Origin of the sequence: Winogradskyella sp. Asnod2-B02-A (assembly GCF_045063645.1) — a bacterium.
Taxonomy (GTDB): domain Bacteria; phylum Bacteroidota; class Bacteroidia; order Flavobacteriales; family Flavobacteriaceae; genus Winogradskyella.
Genome location: NZ_JBEFOG010000027.1, coordinates 329,124 through 350,533, shown reverse-complemented (window position 1 = coordinate 350,533; position 21,410 = coordinate 329,124). Strand labels below are relative to the sequence as shown.

Sequence of the window (21,410 nt, the reverse complement as noted above, 5' to 3'; positions counted from 1 at the left end):
CGAGGAATAGATTAAATAATTTTACAATTACGTAAGGTACTTTTGCTAAAAATAAAATCCAAAACTACCAGTAACTCCAAAAGGTCTAGCATTTGGACGATCTAGATAGTTTCCTCTAAAGTTAAAATCGAGACGTAACACTTTAAAAATATTAGCAACACCAACACTGTATTCGTAATACATACGTGTGTCTGGAGCTACTAATGGGAATTCTGCAGCATTCATTCCCGTGTTACTTAGTGCTCTGTTTTCTTCAGACAATTCTCCCCAAACACCTCTTAATCCTAAAATAGCTCTAAGATTGTACTTTTTTAAGAATGGAATACGGGAGAAAATACGACCATTAAAATTGTGTTCAATATGCACAGAGCTATACGTATCTGTAACAAACTCATAAAAATCTAATTGGGGAAATGTGTTATAAATTGAGAAATAAGACTGATTACCAGGAACAACACTAAGTAAACCAAGAGGTACTTCTCCAAAAGTTTTACCTAATTCCACAGAGGTAACTAATCTTCCAAAACCACCAACTTGCCATGGTTGTATATAAGAAAATTGTAGTTTAGTATAATCAAAATCACTACTAAACCAATCACGATCTCCACGACTTACTTGTGCAAATAATGTAGCGAAATTATCATTTTTATTTTTTCGTTCTACTCCAAAACCTGTCATTTGACGTTTAGGGAAATAGGCGAGTGATAATCTAGATTCAAATTGTTTAATTTCTGAAGAAATACCAGTAGGTGATTCAGGATCTAAATAATCTAAACTAAAAGTAGGTGATGCGGAACTCAGCTTCCGAAAACTACCATCTATACGAATCTCTAAATTTCTAAAAGGTTCAATAGAAGCTCCTAAATTGGTTAAATTAATATTGGTTAACTTATCATTTGTACTCGTGCCAATAACAGCAGAAGATGCCAAACTACGACCTAATACATCTGTAGAACTCGTTAAACTTGCTCCAATTTGTTCTACATCTCGTCTATTGCCGCCAAATAAGGTAAATCGGGTACGTTTATTTAATAACCATTTCCCAGAAATACCGTATTTAAATTTATCATCTTTAAATCCGTAAGCTAAAAATCCTTCTAATCTCCATAAATCATTTGGGCCAAAGTAAGTTCTACCTCCAGTTCTTAGTCTTACTCCTTCAACTTCATTATATCCAAAGGTTGAAAATATAGGACCATAATCGAAATTAATACTCGGGATTTCAATATATCCTGATGCTAGTATGCTTCCTACGTTATAGAGACGTTTAAATTTCTTAACTGTTTTTAACGTGTCTAGCATTTTATAGACGCCTTTTTCATCTTTGTTTAAGGCTTCAAGTCTATTGGTATCCCAAAAATCATCTTCTCTATTGTAGACATCGGCATCGTAATTATATACCACTTTATCATAGAATTTAGAATCCTTAGGTTGGTCAAATTTATAGTTATCGTAAATTGTGGTACGCTTTCCGTAAACACCTCTTGAGATTTCTTTTTTGTTGAAAGCGAAGTCTGATAAAAAATAATCGCGTTTAATGAGAAAAACAGAATCGTTAAGTACTTCAAACTCTTGTTCTATATAAATCTCCTTAACCCAATTTATGTTAGCACTCTTTGAAGCTTGAAGATTAATTTCCTTAATGGCATAAGTGGAATCATTGACCCAAAAATCTCCTTTAAAGGTTAATTCATTTTTTCGTCTTGGGTAGTAAATGATGTTATAACACCATTTGTTATCAATGAATGCGCTATCGGATAATACATAATTATAGGTTTGTATTCCCGTTCTACTTAATGGGCTAACAAAACTTTTATCAAAAAACTTTAAGTAATTATTGTAGACATTATATTCAGAGTATAAATCGTCAATAAAATCTATAATGATTTGATTGTTACTAAATCCAGAGTTCTTATTTCCTAATAAATCTTCTCGTTCTTTATTAATTAAATTATCTCCAGATACTTTTTTAACAGATTCATTTAAAAAAATGGGTAAGTACGTTTTTCCTGTTACATTAGATGTGTCTACTTCTTCAAAAACAAATTCCATGCCTTTAAAAAGTTTACTCTTTATTAATGCACTATCAATAGTGTTGAGGTCGAATTCTACTTTTTCGTATTGGTCATATTCGTATTGCTTAAATTGATTTAAGCCGTTTTGCCGTTTACGTTCCCAAATCTTTTTAAGAATTCTAATTGCTGGATTTTCGGAAGCTTTTTTAGATTGTTTTCCGGTAACAATAAGTACTTCGTCTAGAGTAGATGCTTCTTCTTTTAATATGAATTTTAAATCGTAGTTAACACGTTTTGTTATTGGTATCTCTAACATTTCAAAACCAACAAAGGACACAATTAAAGTGTTCCAAACGTCATCAGATTCTAAATAGAATTTTCCATCTTCATTGGTAATTGTTCCAATAGTAGAGCCCTTAAATAAGACATTGGCAAAAGGAACAGGTGTATTATTTTCATCAAAAACATAACCACTAACTTTGGTTTGTGCCCATGTAGATAAAAATCCTAGAACTAATAAAAATGTAAATAGTTTTAACTTCATATTAAAAAACAAACTTCATCAACAACCATGCTAAACTTTATATAGAAGGTTATTAATGAAGTTTTCTAAACGCAGTAAACTGCTATTTATTTGTACATTACTTTTTTCACAGCTTTAACAACATCGTCACTATTAGGTAACCATTCTGCTAATAAAACAGGTGAATATGGTGCAGGTGTATCTGCGGTATTTATCTTTACAATAGGAGCGTCTAAATAATCAAAAGCTTCAGATTGTACTAAATAAGTGATTTCTGTTGAAACATTTCCAAAAGGCCATGCTTCTTCTAAAACAACTAGTCTGTTAGTTTTCTTTACAGATTTTAAAATAGCGTCTCTGTCCATTGGACGAACCGTACGTAAATCTATAATTTCACAAGAAATACCTTCTTTTGCCAATTCATCTGCAGCCTTGTAAGCTTCTTTTATAATTTTACCAAACGATACTATAGTAACATCTGTACCTTCACGTTTAATCTCAGCAACACCAATTGGTACCGTGTATTCTCCTTCTGGCACTTCACCTTTATCACCATACATTTGTTCACTTTCCATAAAAATAACTGGATCGTCATCTCTAATAGCTGCTTTTAATAAACCTTTAGCATCGTATGGGTTTGAAGGTACTATTACCTTTAATCCTGGAGTATTAGCAAACCAGTTTTCAAATGCTTGAGAATGCGTTGCACCTAACTGACCAGCAGAAGCTGTTGGGCCTCTAAATACAATAGGGCATTTAAACTGTCCACCAGACATTTGTCTAATTTTAGCGGCATTATTTATAATTTGGTCAATACCAACTAAAGAGAAGTTAAACGTCATGTATTCTACAATAGGACGATTACCCGTCATTGTAGAACCGATAGCTATACCTGCAAAACCAAGTTCTGCAATTGGTGTGTCAATAACACGTTTAGCACCAAACTCATCTAACATACCTTTAGATGCTTTGTAAGCACCATTATATTCTGCTACTTCTTCACCCATAAGATAAATACTTTCATCTCTGCGCATTTCTTCGCTCATGGCTTCACAAATAGCTTCTCTAAATTGAATTGTCTTCATTGTCTTATTTTTAAACGAAAAACAAAAATAATAATTATTGACTATATAATGACATTAAATCTTAAGTGAAAAAATAAATTATTTGTAACTTGAAGAACTTTGTAAAATATTTAGTGTCTATGAAAGCAAAAAATTACATTATAATAGGTTTATTTGTGTTAATATCTAATGTTTTAATTGCTCAGCAAGCAGTGCTTTGTGGTTTGCAAACAGATACGTTTAGAATTGAAAGTTCTGAAAATATTCCTGCAATTACGTCTAATGGTGATGATACAGTTACTTTAATGTTTCCGGATGCATATGTGTCAGCTATTTTTGCTAATTATACCGTTTATGATTTTTATCAATCGTTCCCAAACACATCAGAAGCGTTAGAGAAATACTACAATGTAACTTATGATACTAGATCTTTGATAGAAGATATTGTTGCCAATGTGCCAACCACTATTTTAGAGTATTCTGGAGCTAATATTAACGGTATTAGTTTACCATTTAATTCAAATGTAAATCCTGATTTAATTTTGGCGCTAGATGATAATACTTTTGAGCTTACTAAATATAGAGTCACGTCAGATACAGATGAATGTTATGGTAATTGTACGCTAATTGATGTGCCAAATGATTTTGTCTTTAGGGTTAAATTTAATTATAATTCTGAAACTGAATTGTTACATATGGAAACTGAAAGCTTAACACCTTGTGGTAATACATTTTCAATTGGCTTAAGCGGAGGGAATCCTAATGAATTTAATCAGACAGATTATAATTTACAATTGTGGGAGTCCACATCCGTAACAGCTACCGAAACCGAGTTTTCTCAACCTTGTCATGAAATTGAAGCAGCCGTATTTGCTGTTTTGAATATAGTTTGCTCGCCATATGATTATGCTATTGGAAATATTTCAGTTACACTAGATTCCGAAAATGAATCATTTCGTTTTAACAGGGCTAATATGGTGTTCGGAGAACATATAGTAGAGTTTTCGAGAACTAATTTATCTGTTGTTGACGAAACTCTTCAAGTCATGAAGCCGTTTCAAATTGAAGGGAATCCATATTTGCAAATTTCAAACTTGAATAATCAATCGGTTAATGTTGATATTTATAATACTTCAGGACAACATATAACTCAAGTAAAAAACTTCGAAGAAAACAGTCTTAATATTTCAGATTTATCTGTTGGTTTATACTTCATTCGGATTTCAAACTTAAACAATCAGCAAAAAATCTTTAAATTTTTGAAAAATTGATAGTTTAATCGATTAAAACTGTCATTTTGAAAATTTTATTATGCATGCATAGTAAAATTTCGAAATTTATATTTATCTTCGTCATCAGTAAAAAAGACGTTTAAAATAAATCATTTTTATATGAAGATATTAGTATGTATTAGTCATGTACCTGATACAACCTCAAAGATTAATTTTACAGATGGAGATACAAAATTTGACACTAATGGTGTTCAGTTTGTAATCAATCCTAATGACGAGTTTGGTCTAACGCGTGCCATGTGGTTTAAAGAAAAACAAGGAGCAAGTGTAGATGTTGTTAATGTTGGTGGAGCAGAAACTGAGCCAACCTTAAGAAAAGCTTTAGCCATTGGTGCAGATTCAGCCATTAGAGTTAACACAGAAGCTACAGATGGTTTTGCAGTTGCAAAGCAATTAGCCAAAGTGGTTAAAGATGGTGGATACGATTTAGTGATTGCTGGTAGAGAATCTATTGATTATAACGGATCCATGGTTCCAGGTATGTTGGCAAGTTTAATTGATGCTAACTTTGTTACCAACTGTATTAGTTTAGAAGTTGATGGTACTAATGCAAAAGCCGTTAGAGAAATTGATGGTGGTAAAGAAACAGTAAGTACATCTTTACCTTTAGTAATAGGAGGACAAAAAGGATTAGTAGAGGAAAGCGATTTACGTATACCAAACATGAGAGGAATTATGATGGCGCGAAAAAAACCTTTAACTGTTGTTGAGCCGGTAGATGTAAGTGCAGAAACAAAAGCGGTAAGTTTTGAAAAACCAGCTCCAAAAGGTGCCGTTAAATTGGTTGATGCAGATAATATAGATGAATTAGTGAACTTACTTCATAACGAAGCTAAAGTGATTTAACGAACTTAAATCATTCCGAATTTGTTTCGGAATCTTATGAAGTTAAAGGAAATATTAATAAGTTCCTGAATTAAGTTCAGGATAAATTTTATAAATAAAATTTTATGTCAATTCTAGTATATACAGAATCCGAAAACGGAAAATTAAAAAAAACAGCTTTAGAAGTTGTGTCTTATGCTAAAGCTATTGCAGACCAAATGGGAACTTCAGTTACTGCAGTTGCTGTTAATGCAGATAGTGTAGAAACACTAGGAAACTATGGAGCAACTAAAGTACTTTTAGTAAAAGACGAAAGTTTAAAAGCATTTAACGCGAAGAAATACGCAGCCATTATTGAAAATGCAGCAAAAGATGAAGGTGCAAAAGTAGTTGTAGTAAGTTCTAGTGCAGATAGTAAATATTTAGCACCATTATTAGCTGTAGGTTTAGATGCAGGTTATGTGTCTAATGTGGTTGAAGCACCATCTAGTGTGTCTCCATTTACAGTAAAACGAACAACTTTTACTAATAAAGCATTTACAAATACAGAAATTACTACAGATGTAAAAGTCGTAGGTTTATCTAATAATTCATTCGGATTGGTAGAATCTGGAGGGAGTGCTTCTGTTGAAGAATTCTCACCTTCTATACCAGATTCTGGAGTGAGCGTAGAATCTGTAGATAAAGCAACAGATAAAGTAAGCATTGCAGATGCAGAAATTGTAGTTTCTGGCGGAAGAGGTCTTAAAGGACCAGAAAATTGGGGAATGGTTGAAGAATTAGCAGAAGTATTAGGTGCAGCTACGGCATGTTCTAAGCCAGTGTCTGATTTAGGTTGGAGACCACATAGTGAGCACGTTGGTCAAACAGGAAAACCTGTAGCATCCAACTTATACATTGCAATAGGAATCTCTGGAGCCATTCAGCACTTAGCAGGTATCAACTCTTCTAAAGTAAAAGTGGTTATTAACACAGATCCTGAAGCGCCTTTCTTTAAGGCTGCTGATTACGGAGTTGTAGGTGATGCATTTGACGTTGTGCCTAAATTAATAGAAAAATTAAAAGCTTTTAAAGCTGCAAACGCATAATTTTATTACCTTGTAATCCTCAATACCAAATTAGTAATAAAATTGATAAGGTATTAATAAGGACTGTTTAAATTTTGAAATTTTCTGGTTTGCTTGCGTTTTATCGAAAGTATAGGGGAAATTAACCAAATCTGTAAATTGCAGTTGGTAAAGTCCAAATTTAAACAGTTCTTTGTGTTTTATAAATTATGAGTTTAGTTCGTTTAAATATCAAAGGCATTTCTTACAGTCAAACCCAAAATGGTGCCTACGCTTTAATACTTAATGAGGTTGATGGAGACAGAAAACTACCAATAGTTATTGGTGCGTTTGAAGCACAATCAATTGCTATCGCTTTAGAAAAAGAAATTCGTCCTCCTCGTCCTCTAACTCACGATTTATTTAAAAACTTCGCAGATCGTTTCGATATAGTGGTTAAACAAGTCATTATTCATAAGCTTGTAGACGGAGTGTTTTACTCAAGTTTAATTTGCGAACGCGATAAAATTGAAGAAATTATAGATGCCAGAACTAGCGATGCTATAGCTTTGGCTTTGCGTTTTCAAGCACCTATTTTCACTTACAAAAACATTTTAGACAAAGCCGGAATTTATCTTAAAGTCAATCCTAAAAAGGATGATGAAGAGGAAGATAGTATTCTTGTAGACGACCTAATTGTTGAAGAAATAGAAGCTGCAACAAGTGAACAAGAAGGTTATAAAAACACATCTCTCGAAGAACTCAATAAGCTCTTAGATGAAGCTGTTAATAATGAAGATTATGAAACAGCTGCAAAATTAAGAGACGAAATTTCTAAACGCTAACTAACACCACTTTTTATGAATCAGTTTTTCAAGGCTTTTCTTGCTATTTTTATTGGACTTTCATCAATTACAGCACAAGAACTTGAAAAAACATGGGAATCGGTAACTCCTGAAAGCGTTTTTAATACTTTAGAATTTAAAGAGGGTGAATTCAATTTCTTATCAAATTCAGAACATAATCTTGATGGAGATTACATGTATCAAAACAATTTGTTGGTACTCTATCATAACGATTCTTTAAACTCAATAAAGAGATATAAAATAACGGAACTTACAGATTCTACTTTAGTATTCTCAGGAAATGAGATGCGCTTTAATATGGTCGCTAAAAAAGAAGAATCCGTTGTACCAGCCGAAACAACTATAGCTCAAATTATACCTAATCAAGGTTTTTCTATAACCAGTTTATGGAGAGGGATTTTAGGTATGGTGACATTAATAATTATAGCTTTTTTATTCAGTAGCAACCGCAGAGCTATTAATTGGAAAACAGTTGGAATAGGATTATTATTTCAACTCATTATTGCTATTGGAGTTTTAAAGGTAGATTTTGTGAAATCTGCTTTCGAATTTATAGGTCAAGGTTTTATTGCCATACTTGGATTTACACAAGCTGGTAGCGAGTTCTTATTTGGTGGTATGTTAGATGTCACTTCTTTTGGTTTCATATTTGCGTTTCAAGTATTACCAACAATTATCTTTTTCTCGGCTTTAACATCTGTGTTATTTTATCTCGGATTGATTCAGAAAATTGTAAAAGGTATGGGTTGGTTATTATCTAAAGTATTAGGTATTTCGGGAGCAGAAAGTTTAAGTGTTGCTGGTAATATATTTTTAGGTCAGACTGAAGCGCCATTGTTAATTAAGGCTTATTTAGAAAAAATGAATAAGTCCGAAATTCTGCTAGTTATGATTGGTGGAATGGCAACCGTTGCAGGAGCTGTTTTAGCAGCTTACATTGGTTTTTTAGGAGGAGAAGATGAGGCATTACAATTATTTTATGCTAAACATTTATTAGCTGCTTCCGTAATGGCTGCGCCTGGAGCTATTGTGATTTCAAAAATATTGTTTCCACAAACTGAAGAAATTAATACAGAGGTTGCAGTTTCGCAAGATAAAATTGGTTCTAACATCTTAGAATCTATAGCAAATGGAACAACTGAAGGTTTAAAACTAGCAGTTAATGTTGGCGCCATGTTATTAGTTTTTGTAGCATTTATAGCCATGATAAATGGTATTTTAGGAGGTGTTGCAGGCTTTAATGGTTTTAGTATTGACGCTTTAAATATCGATTGGCATTTTACATCACTTAATGAGGTTATTGCAAATAATACTCCATATAAAAGTTTATCCTTAGAATTTATTTTAGGATATGTTTTTGCACCTTTAATGTGGTTAATTGGTGTTGCATCCGAAGATATGGCATTAATGGGACAGCTATTAGGTATTAAACTAGCAGCAAGTGAGTTTATTGGTTATATTCAGTTAGCTGACTTAAAAAATGCAGCTAATCCAATACATTTAACCTATGAGAAGTCTATTATTATGGCTACTTATATGCTTTGTGGGTTTGCAAATTTCGCTTCTATAGGTATTCAAATTGGTGGCATAGGATCTTTAGCACCAGGACAACGAACACAATTATCTAAGTTTGGTATGAAAGCTTTAATTGGAGGAACACTTGCTTCATTAGTTTCTGCAACTATTGCAGGAATGATAATTGGTTAGAGTTAGTTAATAACTTTTAATATTATACAAAGCTTCAAGTCTAATGATTTGAAGCTTTTTTTTATTTTCGCTATAAGTTCTGCTAATCTTATTTTAGCATTTCATTCCTCAAGATTTCAGTTTAATTTAAAGACATTTCCACTTTGGTGGGAAATAAGTATGAAACAATATCACGACCTAGTAAAACATGTTTTAGCAGAAGGAAACGACAAAGGAGATAGAACAGGTACAGGCACAAAAAGTGTTTTTGGTTACCAAATGCGTTTCGATTTAAGTGAAGGTTTTCCTATGGTAACTACTAAAAAGTTACATTTAAAATCTATTATTTACGAATTACTTTGGTTTTTAAAAGGTGATACAAATACCAAGTACCTTACTGAAAATGGAGTAAGAATTTGGAACGAATGGGCTGATGAAAATGGTGATCTTGGACCCGTTTACGGCCATCAATGGAGAAATTGGGCAAGTGAAGAAATAGATCAAATTAAAGAAGTAATTGCTACTTTAAAAAGTAATCCTAACAGTCGTAGAATGTTAGTTTCTGCTTGGAATCCATCTGTTTTACCAGATACATCTAAATCATTTTCTGAGAATGTGGCCAATGGGAAAGCAGCTTTGCCTCCTTGCCATGCCTTTTTTCAGTTTTATGTAGCTGATGGCAAATTATCTTGTCAACTCTACCAACGCAGTGCAGATATCTTTTTAGGCGTGCCATTTAACATTGGGTCTTATGCTTTATTTACAATGATGATGGCTCAAGTTTGCGGCTATGAAGCAGGTGATTTTATACACACATTCGGAGATGCGCATATTTATAATAATCATAAAGAGCAATTAGAACTGCAATTATCTAGAGATATTAGACCATTGCCAAAGATGATTCTTAATCCAGAAGTGAAAGATATTTTCGATTTTAAATTTGAAGATTTTACTCTAGTTGATTATAATCCACATCCACATATTAAAGGTAAAGTAGCCGTATAAATTTTTCCTTATGAAAATGCTAGTCTTTACAATTACCTTTTTTTGTTGCTTAGTTATAGGTGCGCAAGAAAAACAAGATGCAACTTATCCTGTGTATAGAGGTTGTAAACAAGATCTAAGCTTTGAAGAAACAAAGAAATGCACTTCAGATAAAATCATGGATTATATCAAAGTGAGTTTTAATTATGAATTAGCAGATAAAGTCTTTCCTACGGATCTAACCACTAAGTTTCAAGTAGAGTTTACTATTAATAAAAAAGGAAAAACAGAGCAAATTAATGTAAAGGCACATCATAAAGCTATTGCTATTGATGTGATTCAGCTTATAAAACGGATGCCAAAATTTAAAGCAGCTGGAACCATGAATGGAAAACCTGTTGCTACTTATTTTAGTGCTTTAATCACAGTACGTCTACTAAATTAAAACAAAAAAGTGCTTTCAGAAATGAGAGCACTTTTAATATAAAATATGTAATGTGAATTATAAATTAATCACACAGTTTTCTGCTGAAGCAAATTCGCTATAAGCAAAAGCATCTGCTTGTTCATCATTAACGTAAGTACCATCTACAAGATATCTAAATTCATAAGATGTATCTTTTGCTAAATCTAATGTACCTTTAAAAATACCATTTTTCTGTTTTTTCAATTCAGTAGCTTTAGTATTCCACTCGTTAAAGCTTCCAACTACTGCTACACTTTTTGCCTCTTTTGCAGGTACAGAAAATGTTACCTTACATACTGGCTTACTTTTTAAATACTGCTTTTTAATTGCCATAATACTATAATTAATTAATTATGAAAACAAAAGTATAAAAGAAAAATGCAATTAATATCTATTAAAGACCTAAACACTAAAGAATTATCAATTTCTTAAAATTGCAATTATTTTTTACTTAAGAATGTAATATATAAACGCTTATTTTAATGGATTGATAACGCTATAATAAAATGCTTTAATGCTGATTATCAGCTAAATCGTTTTCGGATGTAACAATATATTAAACTGTTTAAATCGCATTAACAATTTAGTAAAAAAACAAGTATCTTTATCTTATTAAATTACAATTATGTTTGGGAAGAAAAAACAAGTTTCTACGATTGATAAAGATCAGTTAGAGCTCATAGAAAATGCTCAAAAACGCATAAGACAGAAGAAACGATTGTATATTCATTTTGTCATCTTTTTAATTGGTGCTGTATTTTTAATTTTAGCAAATACGGTTTTGGGTATTGGTAAAAACTTTACCATTGCAGGTGTGAATTGGTTTGTATATGCCATATTTGCTTGGTTATTGTTATTTATTTATCATTTTGTAAATGTCTTTATTACCAATAAATTTATGGGTAAGGATTGGGAAAAACAACAGCTAGATAAATTAGTAAATCTACAACAAGAACGTATAGTTAAATTAAAGCAAAACTTCCTTAAAGAAGAATCTAAAATTGCACAGACACAAGCCTATAATGAGGTAACAGAAAATAAGATGACATCTGAAAAAAAAAAGTCTTCTGAGTTAACTATCATTGTTGCAGAAGGTGAGAATAATGCTATAGGAAAGGATAATGACTTAATATGGCATTTAAGTGACGATCTTAAAAGATTTAAATCTTTAACTAATGGCCACCATATTATTATGGGTCGTAAAACGTTTGAAAGCTTTCCAAAACCTTTGCCTAATAGAACTCATATTGTTATAACAAGACAGAAGGATTACAAAGCGCCAGATGGAGTAATTATAGTCAATTCATTAGAAGACGCTTTAGATGCAGCAAGAAAAGATAAACAACCATTTATCATAGGTGGTGGTGAAATTTATAAACAAGCCATGCCTTTAGTGGATAAATTAGAAATAACTAGAGTTCATGCAAGTTTTGAAAATGCGGACACATTTTTTCCTCAAATAGATGAAACAATTTGGAAAGAAGTGAGTAGAATTACTCATGATGCTGATGAGAAACATGCTTATACATTTTCCTTTATTACTTACGTAAAGAGGTAAGAGGAATCAAAATTGAATTGAATTAAAATCAAAATAAAAACACCCTAACTAAAATATAGTTAGGGTGTTTTTTATTATCTATTAAGATGAAGCTTATTAAATTTCAAAAGCAGCTTTTACCTTATCAACATAATCCAACTTTTCCCAAGTAAATAATTCTACATCTAAAGTGATAGGTTCTCCATTAGGTTGCTGAAATGATTTGGTAACTACTTCGTGTTGTCTTCCCATGTGGCCATAAGCAGCGGTTTCGCTATACATTGGCTGGCGTAGTTTTAAACGGTCTTCTATAAATGCTGGTCGCATATCAAATAGGCTTTCAACAGTTTTTGCAATCTCACCATCTGTTAGATTAAAATGACAAGTTCCATAAGTGTCTATGAAAATTCCCATTGGTTTAGCAACACCAATAGCATAAGAAACTTGCACTAAAACTTGGTCACATAAACCTGCAGCCACTAAATTTTTAGCAATATGTCTTGTTGCGTAAGCTGCACTACGATCTACTTTACTTGGATCTTTTCCTGAAAACGCTCCACCTCCGTGTGCACCTTTTCCTCCGTATGTGTCCACAATAATTTTACGACCAGTTAAACCCGTATCTCCATGTGGTCCACCAATAACAAATTTTCCTGTTGGATTAATATGGTAGGTGATATCATCATTAAATAATTCTTGAGTATGCTCAGGTAATTTAGCAATAACTCTAGGAATTAATAGTTCAATAATATCTTTACGAATTTTAGCCAACATTGCTTCATCAGCATCAAACTCATCATGTTGTGTAGAGACTACAATGGCATCGATACGTTGTGGTACATTATCATCACTATATTCTATAGTAACTTGACTTTTAGAATCTGGTCTTAAATAGTTAATATCTTTATTCTCGCGACGTAACTCAGCTAATTCTTTTAAAATTCTATGTGATAAGTCTAAAGCCAAAGGCATATAGTTATCGGTTTCGTTTGTAGCATAACCAAACATCATACCTTGGTCTCCTGCTCCTTGCTCTTCTTTTGTTGCTCTGTCTACACCACGATTAATTTCTTCTGATTGCTCGTGTATGGCAGAAAAAACACCACAAGAATTACCGTCAAACATATAAGCACTTTTAGTGTACCCTATTTTGTTTATGGTATCTCTTGCAATTTTCTGGACATCTAAATAAGTGTTAGATTTTACTTCACCAGCAAGAACAACCTGTCCTGTGGTTACTAAAGTTTCACATGCGACTTTAGATTCTGGATCAAAAGCTAAAAAATTGTCGATTAGAGCATCACTGATTTGATCTGCAACTTTGTCTGGATGGCCTTCAGATACACTCTCTGAAGTAAATAAATATGGCATAAGTCCTAAGTTTAGGTTATATTAATTTATAGAAAAAAAATCAGATTGCTTGGTCGCCAGAGAAGTACAAAACTTACTGCTTTAGCATTTTTTGTTTCAACTAAAATTAATTTAGCGTCAGAGGTTGCAATCAGATCAAATTTTTCCTCTCAATTTTGATGTTACAAAAGTAGAAAAATTAAATGGAATGTGATTTTATTTCAGTTTTTTTATGATTTAATTATCCTTTTAAACAATTTTGAAAGCATAAATCAAGTAGAAAATTTAAGTATTTGCTTAAAGAATAGCGTTATCTAAGATATACAACGTCCTTTAAAAATATATAAACATTGAGATTTGTTAAGTTGGTACTTATGTTTACACAATTTCTATTTCTAAAAAGATGTTTTTTAGGTTTCTATAGTTAATAGATGTTATTTTTGTAAAAAAATAAATTATGAAATTATTACGCATTGTTTTCACGCTTATTATTTTCACGTTGTTATTTGGTTGTAGTTCTAAAGATTCAGATAAAGACGAGTTGGTAGATAATTTAGTAATTACGTCAGTTTCAGAATTTTCTGCAAACGCAGAAACACAATCTGTTAATGTAATATCTAATTTAGAATGGAGTGTAAGTGAAGACTTGGCTTGGATATCTACAACACCATCAAGTGGAACTAATAGCGGATCAATTGCTATTTCTGTTGACGTGAACCCAACGTATAATAATCGTACTGGAACAGTCACCGTATCAGGTGGAAATATTACAAGATACATAACGATTACACAAGTTGCAGCAGAAGAAACCGTTGGGGCGTTAGATCCTAATAAAGCACCTTCAGAAAATTTTGATTTATCAACATGGAATTTAAGTATTCCTGTAGATCAAGGAAATGGTACAGCAACAACTATTACTGTGAGTCAGATTAATAGCGGTTATGAAAACAACAATTATTTTTATACCGCAGCTGATGGAGGTATGGTTTTTAAATGTCCAATTGATGGTTATAGAACTTCTGAAAACACAAGTTATACAAGAGTAGAATTAAGGGAAATGCTTAGAGGTATAAATACAAGTATTAGCACACAAGGTGTTAATGGAAATAACTGGGTATTTGGTACTGCTCCTGTTGCGGATATAAATGCAGCTGCAGGTTATGATGGAGAAATGAATGCTACACTTGCTGTAAACCATGTTACAACAACAGGAAGTAGCAGTCATATTGGGAGAGTAATTATTGGGCAAATACATGCAAATGATGATGAACCTATTCGTTTATATTACAGAAAATTAGAAAATAATGCATTAGGTTCTATTTATTTTGCACACGAACCTACTGATGGAAATGGAGACGAGCAATGGCACGAAATGATTGGATCTAGAAGTAACAGTGCGTCTAACCCATCCGACGGTATTGCGTTAGATGAAATATTTAGTTACAGAATTAAAGTAGTTGGAGATAATTTAACGGTTACCATTATTAGAGAAGGAAAATCTGATGTTGTTGAAACAGTAAATATGATAAATAGTGGCTTTAATGTTGGTGGACAATATATGTATTTTAAAGCTGGATTATATCAGGCTAACAATTCTGGAAATGATGATGATTATGTACAGGCAACATTTTACGCTTTAGAAAAATCACACACTGCAAATTAGTATATAGTTTTTAAAATACTTATTATAGCATAATGCTTTCAAATAAGACAAAATACGGAATAAAGGCTTTAGTATTTTTAGCCAAACAAGACCATCGTGCACCTGTGCAGATTTCCGTTATTTCTAAATCTGAAAATATTTCTCAAAAATTTTTAGAAAGCATTTTATTAACCTTAAAAAAGAATGGAGTCTTAGGTTCTAAAAAAGGTAAAGGAGGAGGTTATTATTTACTAAAGGATCCAAAAGATATTTCAATGACTACTGTTATGAGATTGCTTGAAGGACCAATTGCAATGGTGCCATGTGTAAGTTTAAATTTCTATGAAAAATGCGAAGATTGCCCAGACGAAAACGCATGTGCCGTTAATAAATTAATGCTAAAAGTTAGAGATAATACCTTAGAAATATTCCGTAATACAAGCTTGGCTGATTTATCTAATTAGCAGATTCTCATTTTTTAACACTTATTTTTTTTAAATAATTACGTTCTAAACTAGAATTAATTTATATGTTTGCATTATCCTAGTAAATCGATAGGATAAAAGGATTAGTAAATTAATAGCATAATATGGGAAGCACAGTACAAGCAGATTTAGGCATAGAAAAGGAAACACAAGTTTCTGAAGGATCTCAAGAAAACATAAAGAGAAGTTTAGTGAAAACGATAAGCTGGAGAGCACTTGGTACAATTACTACGGTTACTATTTCTTATGTAATTACCGGAACTATGGCATTAGCATTTTCAATTGGTGGTATAGAATTAGTATCTAAAATGTTACTGTATTTCTTTCATGAGCGCGCTTGGAATAACATAAAATGGGGAAAATGATAGATATAAACATAAGTGATTGGAACAAAAAATTAAGATATAAAACACCTGTTGAAATTGCAGAATGGGCTTTAGGTTTATCTGAGAATAAGATAGTAACTACAAGTTTTGGGATTTACTCTTCTGTGTTGTTAAGTACAATTTCTAAACTAGATAAGGATATAAGAGTTGTGTGGTGTGATACGTTATATAATCAACCAAGTACTTACAAGCATGCTTCTAATTTAATAGAAAAGTATCAACTTAATATTCTTAAATATCAAAGTTTATATACCAAAGAAGAGATAGATGCTACTATTGGTTTGCCAACTTTAGAAGATGATAATCATGCTGTTTTTTCTGAAGCAGTGAAGTTAGAACCATTTAGACGAGCGTTAAAAGAGCAAAACCCAGACATTTGGTTTACTAATATTAGAGTAAGGCAAACGGAATATAGAGACAATAAAGATATTTTAAGTTACAGTAAAGATGGTATTCTTAAAGTGAGTCCATTTTACTATTGGACTGATGCGGATTTAGATAAATATATTGAAGAGCATCAATTAGAGAAAAATATAAATTACTTCGATCCAATAAAAGCACTACTTAATAGAGAGTGTGGTATACACTTTCAATAATTAGAACATATGCAGAGTTTTAGAACAGAATTAGAAAATCCGGTAGTACAAAAGGATATCATTGATTTAGCCAATAAAATTGAACTTTTTAATAATGGCAAAGTAGACGAAGAAAAGTTTAGAAGTCTTCGTTTAGCAAGAGGAATTTATGGCCAGCGACAAGAAGGCGTGCAAATGATTAGAATCAAATTGCCTTATGGTAAAGTGTTGAGTCATCAGTTGCGACGAATTTCGGATGTTTCAGATGAATATTCTAGAAGTAGATTACATATAACGACGCGTCAAGATATTCAAATTCATTATGTAGATTTAAATAGAACTCCAGAGCTTTGGGCAGAATTAGAACGCGATGATGTTACCATTAGAGAAGCTTGTGGGAATACCGTAAGAAATGTAACAGCAAGTGAAACTGCAGGAATTGATATTGACGAACCATTTGATGTCTCGCCATATGCAGATGCCTTGTTTAAATACTTTTTAAGGAATTCTATCAGTCAAGAAATGGGTAGAAAATTCAAAGTTTCATTTTCTGCAACAGATGAAGACACAGGTTTATCGTACATGCACGATTTAGGCTTTATTGCCAAAATTGAAAATGGAGTAAAAGGCTTTAAAGTAATGTTAGCAGGTGGATTAGGTTCACAGCCAAGACATGCCGATTTGTTTTACGAGTTTTTACCATCAGATAAAATCATTCCATTAATGGAAGGTGTTATTAGAGTTTTTGATCGTTATGGAGAACGTAAAAGTAGAGCCAAAGCACGACTTAAATTCTTATTAAAAGATATCGGATTAGAGGCGTTTAAAGCATTAGTTGAAGAAGAACAAAATGCCATAGAGTTCAAATCTGTAATTATTGACGATTCTAATTATGTCCCTTCAAAACCAGTTTCAGTAACAGCACCAAAAATAGAAATTCAAAATATAGAAGCTTATAATTTGTGGAAGTCTACTAATGTGATTCCTCAAAAACAAGAAGGGTATGTTGCTATAGGTATCAAAGTATTGTTGGGTGATTTCTACACAGATAAAGCACGTTTGTTAGCAGATTTAGTTGAGCAATATGCGGCAGGTGAAATAAGATTGAGTTTAAGACAGAATATATTAATTCCTTTTGTAAAAGAAGATTTATTACCATTTTTCTATACGGAATTAGAAAAATTAAGCTTTGTTGAAGCAGGTTATAATAAAGCGGTAGATATCACAGCTTGTCCTGGAACAGATACTTGTAATTTAGGAATTTCGAGCAGTACAGGAATCGCTGAAGAATTAGAACGCGTCATTAAAGCTGAGTATCCACAATATTTAGAAAATAACGATTTAGTTATTAAAATTAGTGGATGTATGAATGCATGTGGACAACACAATATGGCAAATATTGGTTTTCAAGGGATGTCAATTCGTACTAAAGATAAATTAGTCGCACCAGCATTACAAGTGCTTTTAGGTGGTGGAAATTTAGGAAATGGAAATGCGTATTTCGCAGATAAAGTTGTAAAAGTACCTAGCAGAAGAGGACCAGAAGCATTACGAAGAATTTTAATTGATTTTGAGGCCAATGCTAACGGAAAACTGTTTGTAGATTACTACAAGGAAAAAGGCGAAAAGTATTTTTATCAATTACTAACGGATTTATCAGATATTGAAAACTTAACCCAAGAAGATTTTATTGATTGGGGAACTGAAGAACAATATGTAAAAGCTATAGGTATTGGTGAGTGTGCAGGTGTTGTTATCGATTTAATCGCTACACTATTTTTAGAAAGCGATGAAAAAATTGAAGAAGCCAAAGAAGCATATACAAACAAAGTATACTCAAGTGCTATTTATGAAGCGTATCGTTCTATGGTGAATTCAGCAAAAGCCATTTTACTTTCAGAAAATATTAAAACAAATACGCAAGCGGGAATTGTTAGTCAGTTTGATGAATTGTTTGTTGAAACAAAAAGAGTTGATTTAGGAACTTCATTTTCAGATCTTATTTATCAAATAAAAGTATTTCCACCAACGGAAGACTTTGCAAAAAATTATATAAATGCATCAGAGCAATTCTTAAAAAGCGTTAGAGTTTTTAGAGAAGAGCAAGTTGCAGTAAAAGCTTAATATTATGACACCAAGATTAACAGTAGTTGGAGCAGGACCAGGCGATGTAGATTTAATTACATTAAAAGCAATTAAGGCTATAAAATCTGCAAACGTTATTATGTACGATGCACTTGTAAACGTAGAATTACTAGAGTATGCATCGTCAAAAGCCGAGTTAATCTTCGTAGGCAAACGTAAAGGGTGTTATGCATATCAGCAAAATCAAATAAATGAATTAATCGTACAACGTGCTTTGAGATTTGGACATGTAGTAAGGCTAAAAGGAGGTGATCCATTTATATTTGGTCGTGGTGCAGAAGAGTTAGACTATGCTAAGGAATATGCTATAGAAGTTGCAATGGTTCCTGGTATTTCATCTTCAGCTGCTGTACCTGCTTATCAAGGAATTCCATTAACAAAACGAAATGCTTCAGAAAGCTTCTGGGTCATTACAGGAACCACAAAATCTCATGAAATCTCTACAGATATTGCATTAGCAGCACAATCAACGGCAACGGTAGTAATTTTAATGGGAATGAGTAAGCTTTCAGAAATTGTTCAAATTTTTTCTAAAGAAGGAAAGTCTGAAACTGCAATAGCTATTATTCAAAATGGAACACGACCTAATGAAAAAGTTGGAATAGGTAAAATCTCAAATATTGAGTCTATTGTTGAAGAACAAAAACTTTCTAATCCTGCTATCATTATCATTGGTGAAGTGGTTAAGGAACGTGTAGATCTTACAGAGATATATTCAAAAGCAGATTTAGCACAATATAATACGCAAAAAACAGCTTAATAATGGAAAGAAACAATCTATATCCAATCTTTCTAAAGTCTAAAAATCTCAATGTTTTAATTGTAGGAGGAGGTCATGTTGCTGAAGAGAAGTTAACATTTTTGTTAAAGTCAAGTCCAGATGCAAATGTAACTATGGTGTCGCCAATGTACAGAGATGGTACTATAGAAATTGCAAATACGGGAAACGTAAAACGTGTTGATGATATTTATAAAAATGGGTATTTAAAAGGGCATCATTTGGTGATAGCAACAACAGATCAACCAGAGGTGAATATTAAAGTATATAACGATTGTAGGTCACAAAATAAGTTAGTAAATGTGGCAGATAATCCACCATATTGTGATTTTTACATGGGAGGAATTGTTACAAAAGGTAATGTAAAAGTAGCGATTTCTACGAATGGAAAATCGCCAACAACAGCAAAACGATTACGTCAGTTTTTTGAAGATGTAATTCCAGAAAATATTGATGATTTGGTTAAAAATCTCAATGAATACAGAAAAACAATAAAAGGAGACTTTGAACAAAAGGTCGAAAAATTAAACGAATTCACTAAAGGTTTAGTCGAAAAAAATTAGATTATGATTAAAACAGATATACTCATTATAGGAGCAGGACCAACAGGATTATTTACAGTTTTTGAAGCCGGATTATTAAAAATGAAATGTCATTTAATTGATGCATTACCTCAAGCAGGTGGACAATGTTCAGAATTATATCCCAAAAAACCGATATACGATATTCCTGGTTTTCCAGAAATATTAGCTGGAGATCTTACGTCTAATTTATTAGAACAAGGGAAGCAATTTCAACCTGGTTTTACATTAGGCGAACGAGCAGAAACAATAGAAAAACAAGAAGACGGTAGTTTTATTGTAACCACTAATAAAGGCACACAACATCATGCACCAATTATTGCAATTGCAGGTGGATTAGGAAGTTTTGAGCCTAGAAAGCCAAAGTTAGAAAGTATTGAGAAGTATGAAGATAAAGGTGTTAATTACTTTATTAAAGATCCAGAAGTTTATCGCGATAAGAAAGTCATAATTGCAGGAGGAGGAGATTCTGCTTTAGATTGGAGTATTTTCTTGGCAGATGTGGCTTCAGAAGTGACTTTGGTGCATAGAAGAAATGAATTTAGAGGCGCTTTAGATTCTGTAGAACGTGCACAAGAATTAAAATTACTCAACAAAATTAATATCATTACACCAGCAGAGATTACAGCTTTACATGGTGAAGATAAAATAGAAGGTGTTTCGGTAACAAAAGATGGTGAAACCAAAATAATAGAAGCGGATGCATTTATTCCACTTTTTGGATTGTCACCAAAATTAGGTCCAATTGGAGATTGGGGGCTTGAGATTGAAAAAAACGCCATTAAAGTAGATACTGTAGATTACCAAACTAACATTCCTGGTATTTATGCCATTGGTGATGTTAATACTTACGAAGGGAAATTAAAGTTGATTCTTTGTGGTTTTCACGAAGCAACATTAATGTGTCAATCTGCTTATAAACGATTAAATCCTGGAAAGAAGTTTGTTTTAAAATATACAACGGTTAGTGGAATTAATGGATTTGATGGCAGCAGAAAAGAATCACCAAAGGCAGTTGTGAAGGCTATTGTCTAATACTTAGGAATATTAAGTATTTTTTGTGATTTATTTTAAACATTATAATAACTTTTTCTTAGGGTTTAATTAACAATTGTGATTGTTTTTAATTAGATATTTGCATATAATAATTAAGCCCTTAATCAT

Annotated in this window: 20 protein-coding genes; 16 read left to right on the top strand and 4 right to left on the bottom strand. The window is 32.3% G+C overall.

The window, feature by feature from the left end; all coding sequences use genetic code 11:
- Nucleotides 1-45: 45 nt before the first annotated feature.
- Nucleotides 46-2,559 carry a DUF5686 family protein gene (locus ACJJVO_RS09685; protein WP_405573366.1) on the bottom strand — a complete coding sequence of 838 codons (2,514 nt, stop codon included), beginning with the start codon at nt 2,557-2,559 and terminating at the stop codon, nt 46-48.
- An 86-nt stretch (nt 2,560-2,645) separates the two neighbouring features.
- Complete coding sequence (locus ACJJVO_RS09680) at nt 2,646-3,623, bottom strand: pyruvate dehydrogenase complex E1 component subunit beta (protein ID WP_115817898.1); 978 nt, start codon at nt 3,621-3,623, stop codon at nt 2,646-2,648.
- A 119-nt stretch (nt 3,624-3,742) separates the two neighbouring features.
- Between ACJJVO_RS09680 and ACJJVO_RS09675 the strand changes: the two genes are divergently transcribed.
- The 7 genes from ACJJVO_RS09675 (at nt 3,743) to ACJJVO_RS09645 (ending at nt 10,746) form a co-directional block, all read left to right on the top strand.
- Nucleotides 3,743-4,873 (top strand): T9SS type A sorting domain-containing protein, encoded by a 1,131-nt coding sequence (locus ACJJVO_RS09675; protein ID WP_405573363.1) that lies wholly within the window; start codon nt 3,743-3,745, stop codon nt 4,871-4,873.
- A gap of 120 nt (nt 4,874-4,993) precedes the next feature.
- The gene (locus ACJJVO_RS09670) at nt 4,994-5,740 is read left to right on the top strand and encodes an electron transfer flavoprotein subunit beta/FixA family protein (protein ID WP_405573360.1); all 747 of its coding nucleotides are present in this window, start codon (nt 4,994-4,996) and stop codon (nt 5,738-5,740) included.
- Nucleotides 5,741-5,844: 104 nt separating this feature from the next.
- Nucleotides 5,845-6,807, top strand: coding sequence for an electron transfer flavoprotein subunit alpha/FixB family protein (locus ACJJVO_RS09665; RefSeq protein WP_405573358.1), 963 nt, complete (start codon nt 5,845-5,847; stop codon nt 6,805-6,807).
- Nucleotides 6,808-6,995: 188 nt separating this feature from the next.
- Nucleotides 6,996-7,610: a bifunctional nuclease family protein gene (locus ACJJVO_RS09660; RefSeq protein ID WP_115817902.1), complete on the top strand. Its 615-nt coding sequence runs from the start codon at nt 6,996-6,998 to the stop codon at nt 7,608-7,610.
- A gap of 15 nt (nt 7,611-7,625) precedes the next feature.
- The gene (locus tag ACJJVO_RS09655) at nt 7,626-9,338 is read left to right on the top strand and encodes a NupC/NupG family nucleoside CNT transporter (protein WP_405573355.1); all 1,713 of its coding nucleotides are present in this window, start codon (nt 7,626-7,628) and stop codon (nt 9,336-9,338) included.
- Between the two features lie 159 nt (nt 9,339-9,497).
- Nucleotides 9,498-10,322: a thymidylate synthase gene (locus tag ACJJVO_RS09650; RefSeq protein ID WP_405576934.1), complete on the top strand. Its 825-nt coding sequence runs from the start codon at nt 9,498-9,500 to the stop codon at nt 10,320-10,322.
- Between the two features lie 10 nt (nt 10,323-10,332).
- Complete coding sequence (locus ACJJVO_RS09645; RefSeq protein WP_405573353.1) at nt 10,333-10,746, top strand: energy transducer TonB; 414 nt, start codon at nt 10,333-10,335, stop codon at nt 10,744-10,746.
- A gap of 57 nt (nt 10,747-10,803) precedes the next feature.
- Here the strand turns inward: ACJJVO_RS09645 and ACJJVO_RS09640 are convergent, their stop codons facing one another.
- Nucleotides 10,804-11,100 (bottom strand): isoamylase early set domain-containing protein, encoded by a 297-nt coding sequence (locus tag ACJJVO_RS09640; RefSeq protein ID WP_405573350.1) that lies wholly within the window; start codon nt 11,098-11,100, stop codon nt 10,804-10,806.
- 292 nt (nt 11,101-11,392) lie between these two features.
- Here ACJJVO_RS09640 and ACJJVO_RS09635 point away from each other — a divergent pair, with 292 nt between their 5' ends.
- Nucleotides 11,393-12,325, top strand: a complete 933-nt coding sequence (locus ACJJVO_RS09635) for a dihydrofolate reductase (RefSeq protein WP_405573347.1) — start codon at nt 11,393-11,395, stop codon at nt 12,323-12,325.
- Nucleotides 12,326-12,421: 96 nt separating this feature from the next.
- Here ACJJVO_RS09635 and metK read toward each other — a convergent pair whose 3' ends face one another.
- Entirely contained in the window at nt 12,422-13,675 is a 1,254-nt protein-coding gene (gene metK / locus ACJJVO_RS09630; protein WP_405573344.1) for a methionine adenosyltransferase, read from the bottom strand.
- A 436-nt stretch (nt 13,676-14,111) separates the two neighbouring features.
- On the opposite strand from metK, the gene ACJJVO_RS09625 reads away from it, so the two are divergent.
- From ACJJVO_RS09625 to ACJJVO_RS09590, 8 genes are all read left to right on the top strand, one after another.
- Nucleotides 14,112-15,317 (top strand): polysaccharide lyase family 7 protein, encoded by a 1,206-nt coding sequence (locus tag ACJJVO_RS09625; RefSeq protein ID WP_405573341.1) that lies wholly within the window; start codon nt 14,112-14,114, stop codon nt 15,315-15,317.
- Nucleotides 15,318-15,349: 32 nt separating this feature from the next.
- Entirely contained in the window at nt 15,350-15,760 is a 411-nt protein-coding gene (locus ACJJVO_RS09620) for an RrF2 family transcriptional regulator (RefSeq protein WP_405573338.1), read from the top strand.
- 125 nt (nt 15,761-15,885) lie between these two features.
- Complete coding sequence (locus ACJJVO_RS09615) at nt 15,886-16,146, top strand: DUF2061 domain-containing protein (RefSeq protein WP_405573336.1); 261 nt, start codon at nt 15,886-15,888, stop codon at nt 16,144-16,146.
- On the top strand, nt 16,143-16,763 hold the full coding sequence (locus ACJJVO_RS09610) for a phosphoadenosine phosphosulfate reductase family protein (protein WP_405573334.1): 621 nt from the start codon (nt 16,143-16,145) through the stop codon (nt 16,761-16,763). Before ACJJVO_RS09615 ends, ACJJVO_RS09610 begins: the two co-directional genes overlap by 4 nt.
- 9 nt (nt 16,764-16,772) lie before the next feature.
- Nucleotides 16,773-18,866 carry a HEPN domain-containing protein gene (locus tag ACJJVO_RS09605; RefSeq protein ID WP_405573331.1) on the top strand — a complete coding sequence of 698 codons (2,094 nt, stop codon included), beginning with the start codon at nt 16,773-16,775 and terminating at the stop codon, nt 18,864-18,866.
- A gap of 4 nt (nt 18,867-18,870) precedes the next feature.
- A complete protein-coding gene (gene cobA, locus ACJJVO_RS09600; protein WP_405573330.1) occupies nt 18,871-19,647 on the top strand; it encodes a uroporphyrinogen-III C-methyltransferase in 777 nt (258 codons plus the stop codon).
- Nucleotides 19,648-19,649: 2 nt separating this feature from the next.
- Entirely contained in the window at nt 19,650-20,228 is a 579-nt protein-coding gene (locus tag ACJJVO_RS09595; protein ID WP_405573328.1) for a bifunctional precorrin-2 dehydrogenase/sirohydrochlorin ferrochelatase, read from the top strand.
- Between the two features lie 3 nt (nt 20,229-20,231).
- A complete protein-coding gene (locus ACJJVO_RS09590) occupies nt 20,232-21,281 on the top strand; it encodes an NAD(P)/FAD-dependent oxidoreductase (RefSeq protein ID WP_405573325.1) in 1,050 nt (349 codons plus the stop codon).
- Nucleotides 21,282-21,410: the final 129 nt, after the last annotated feature.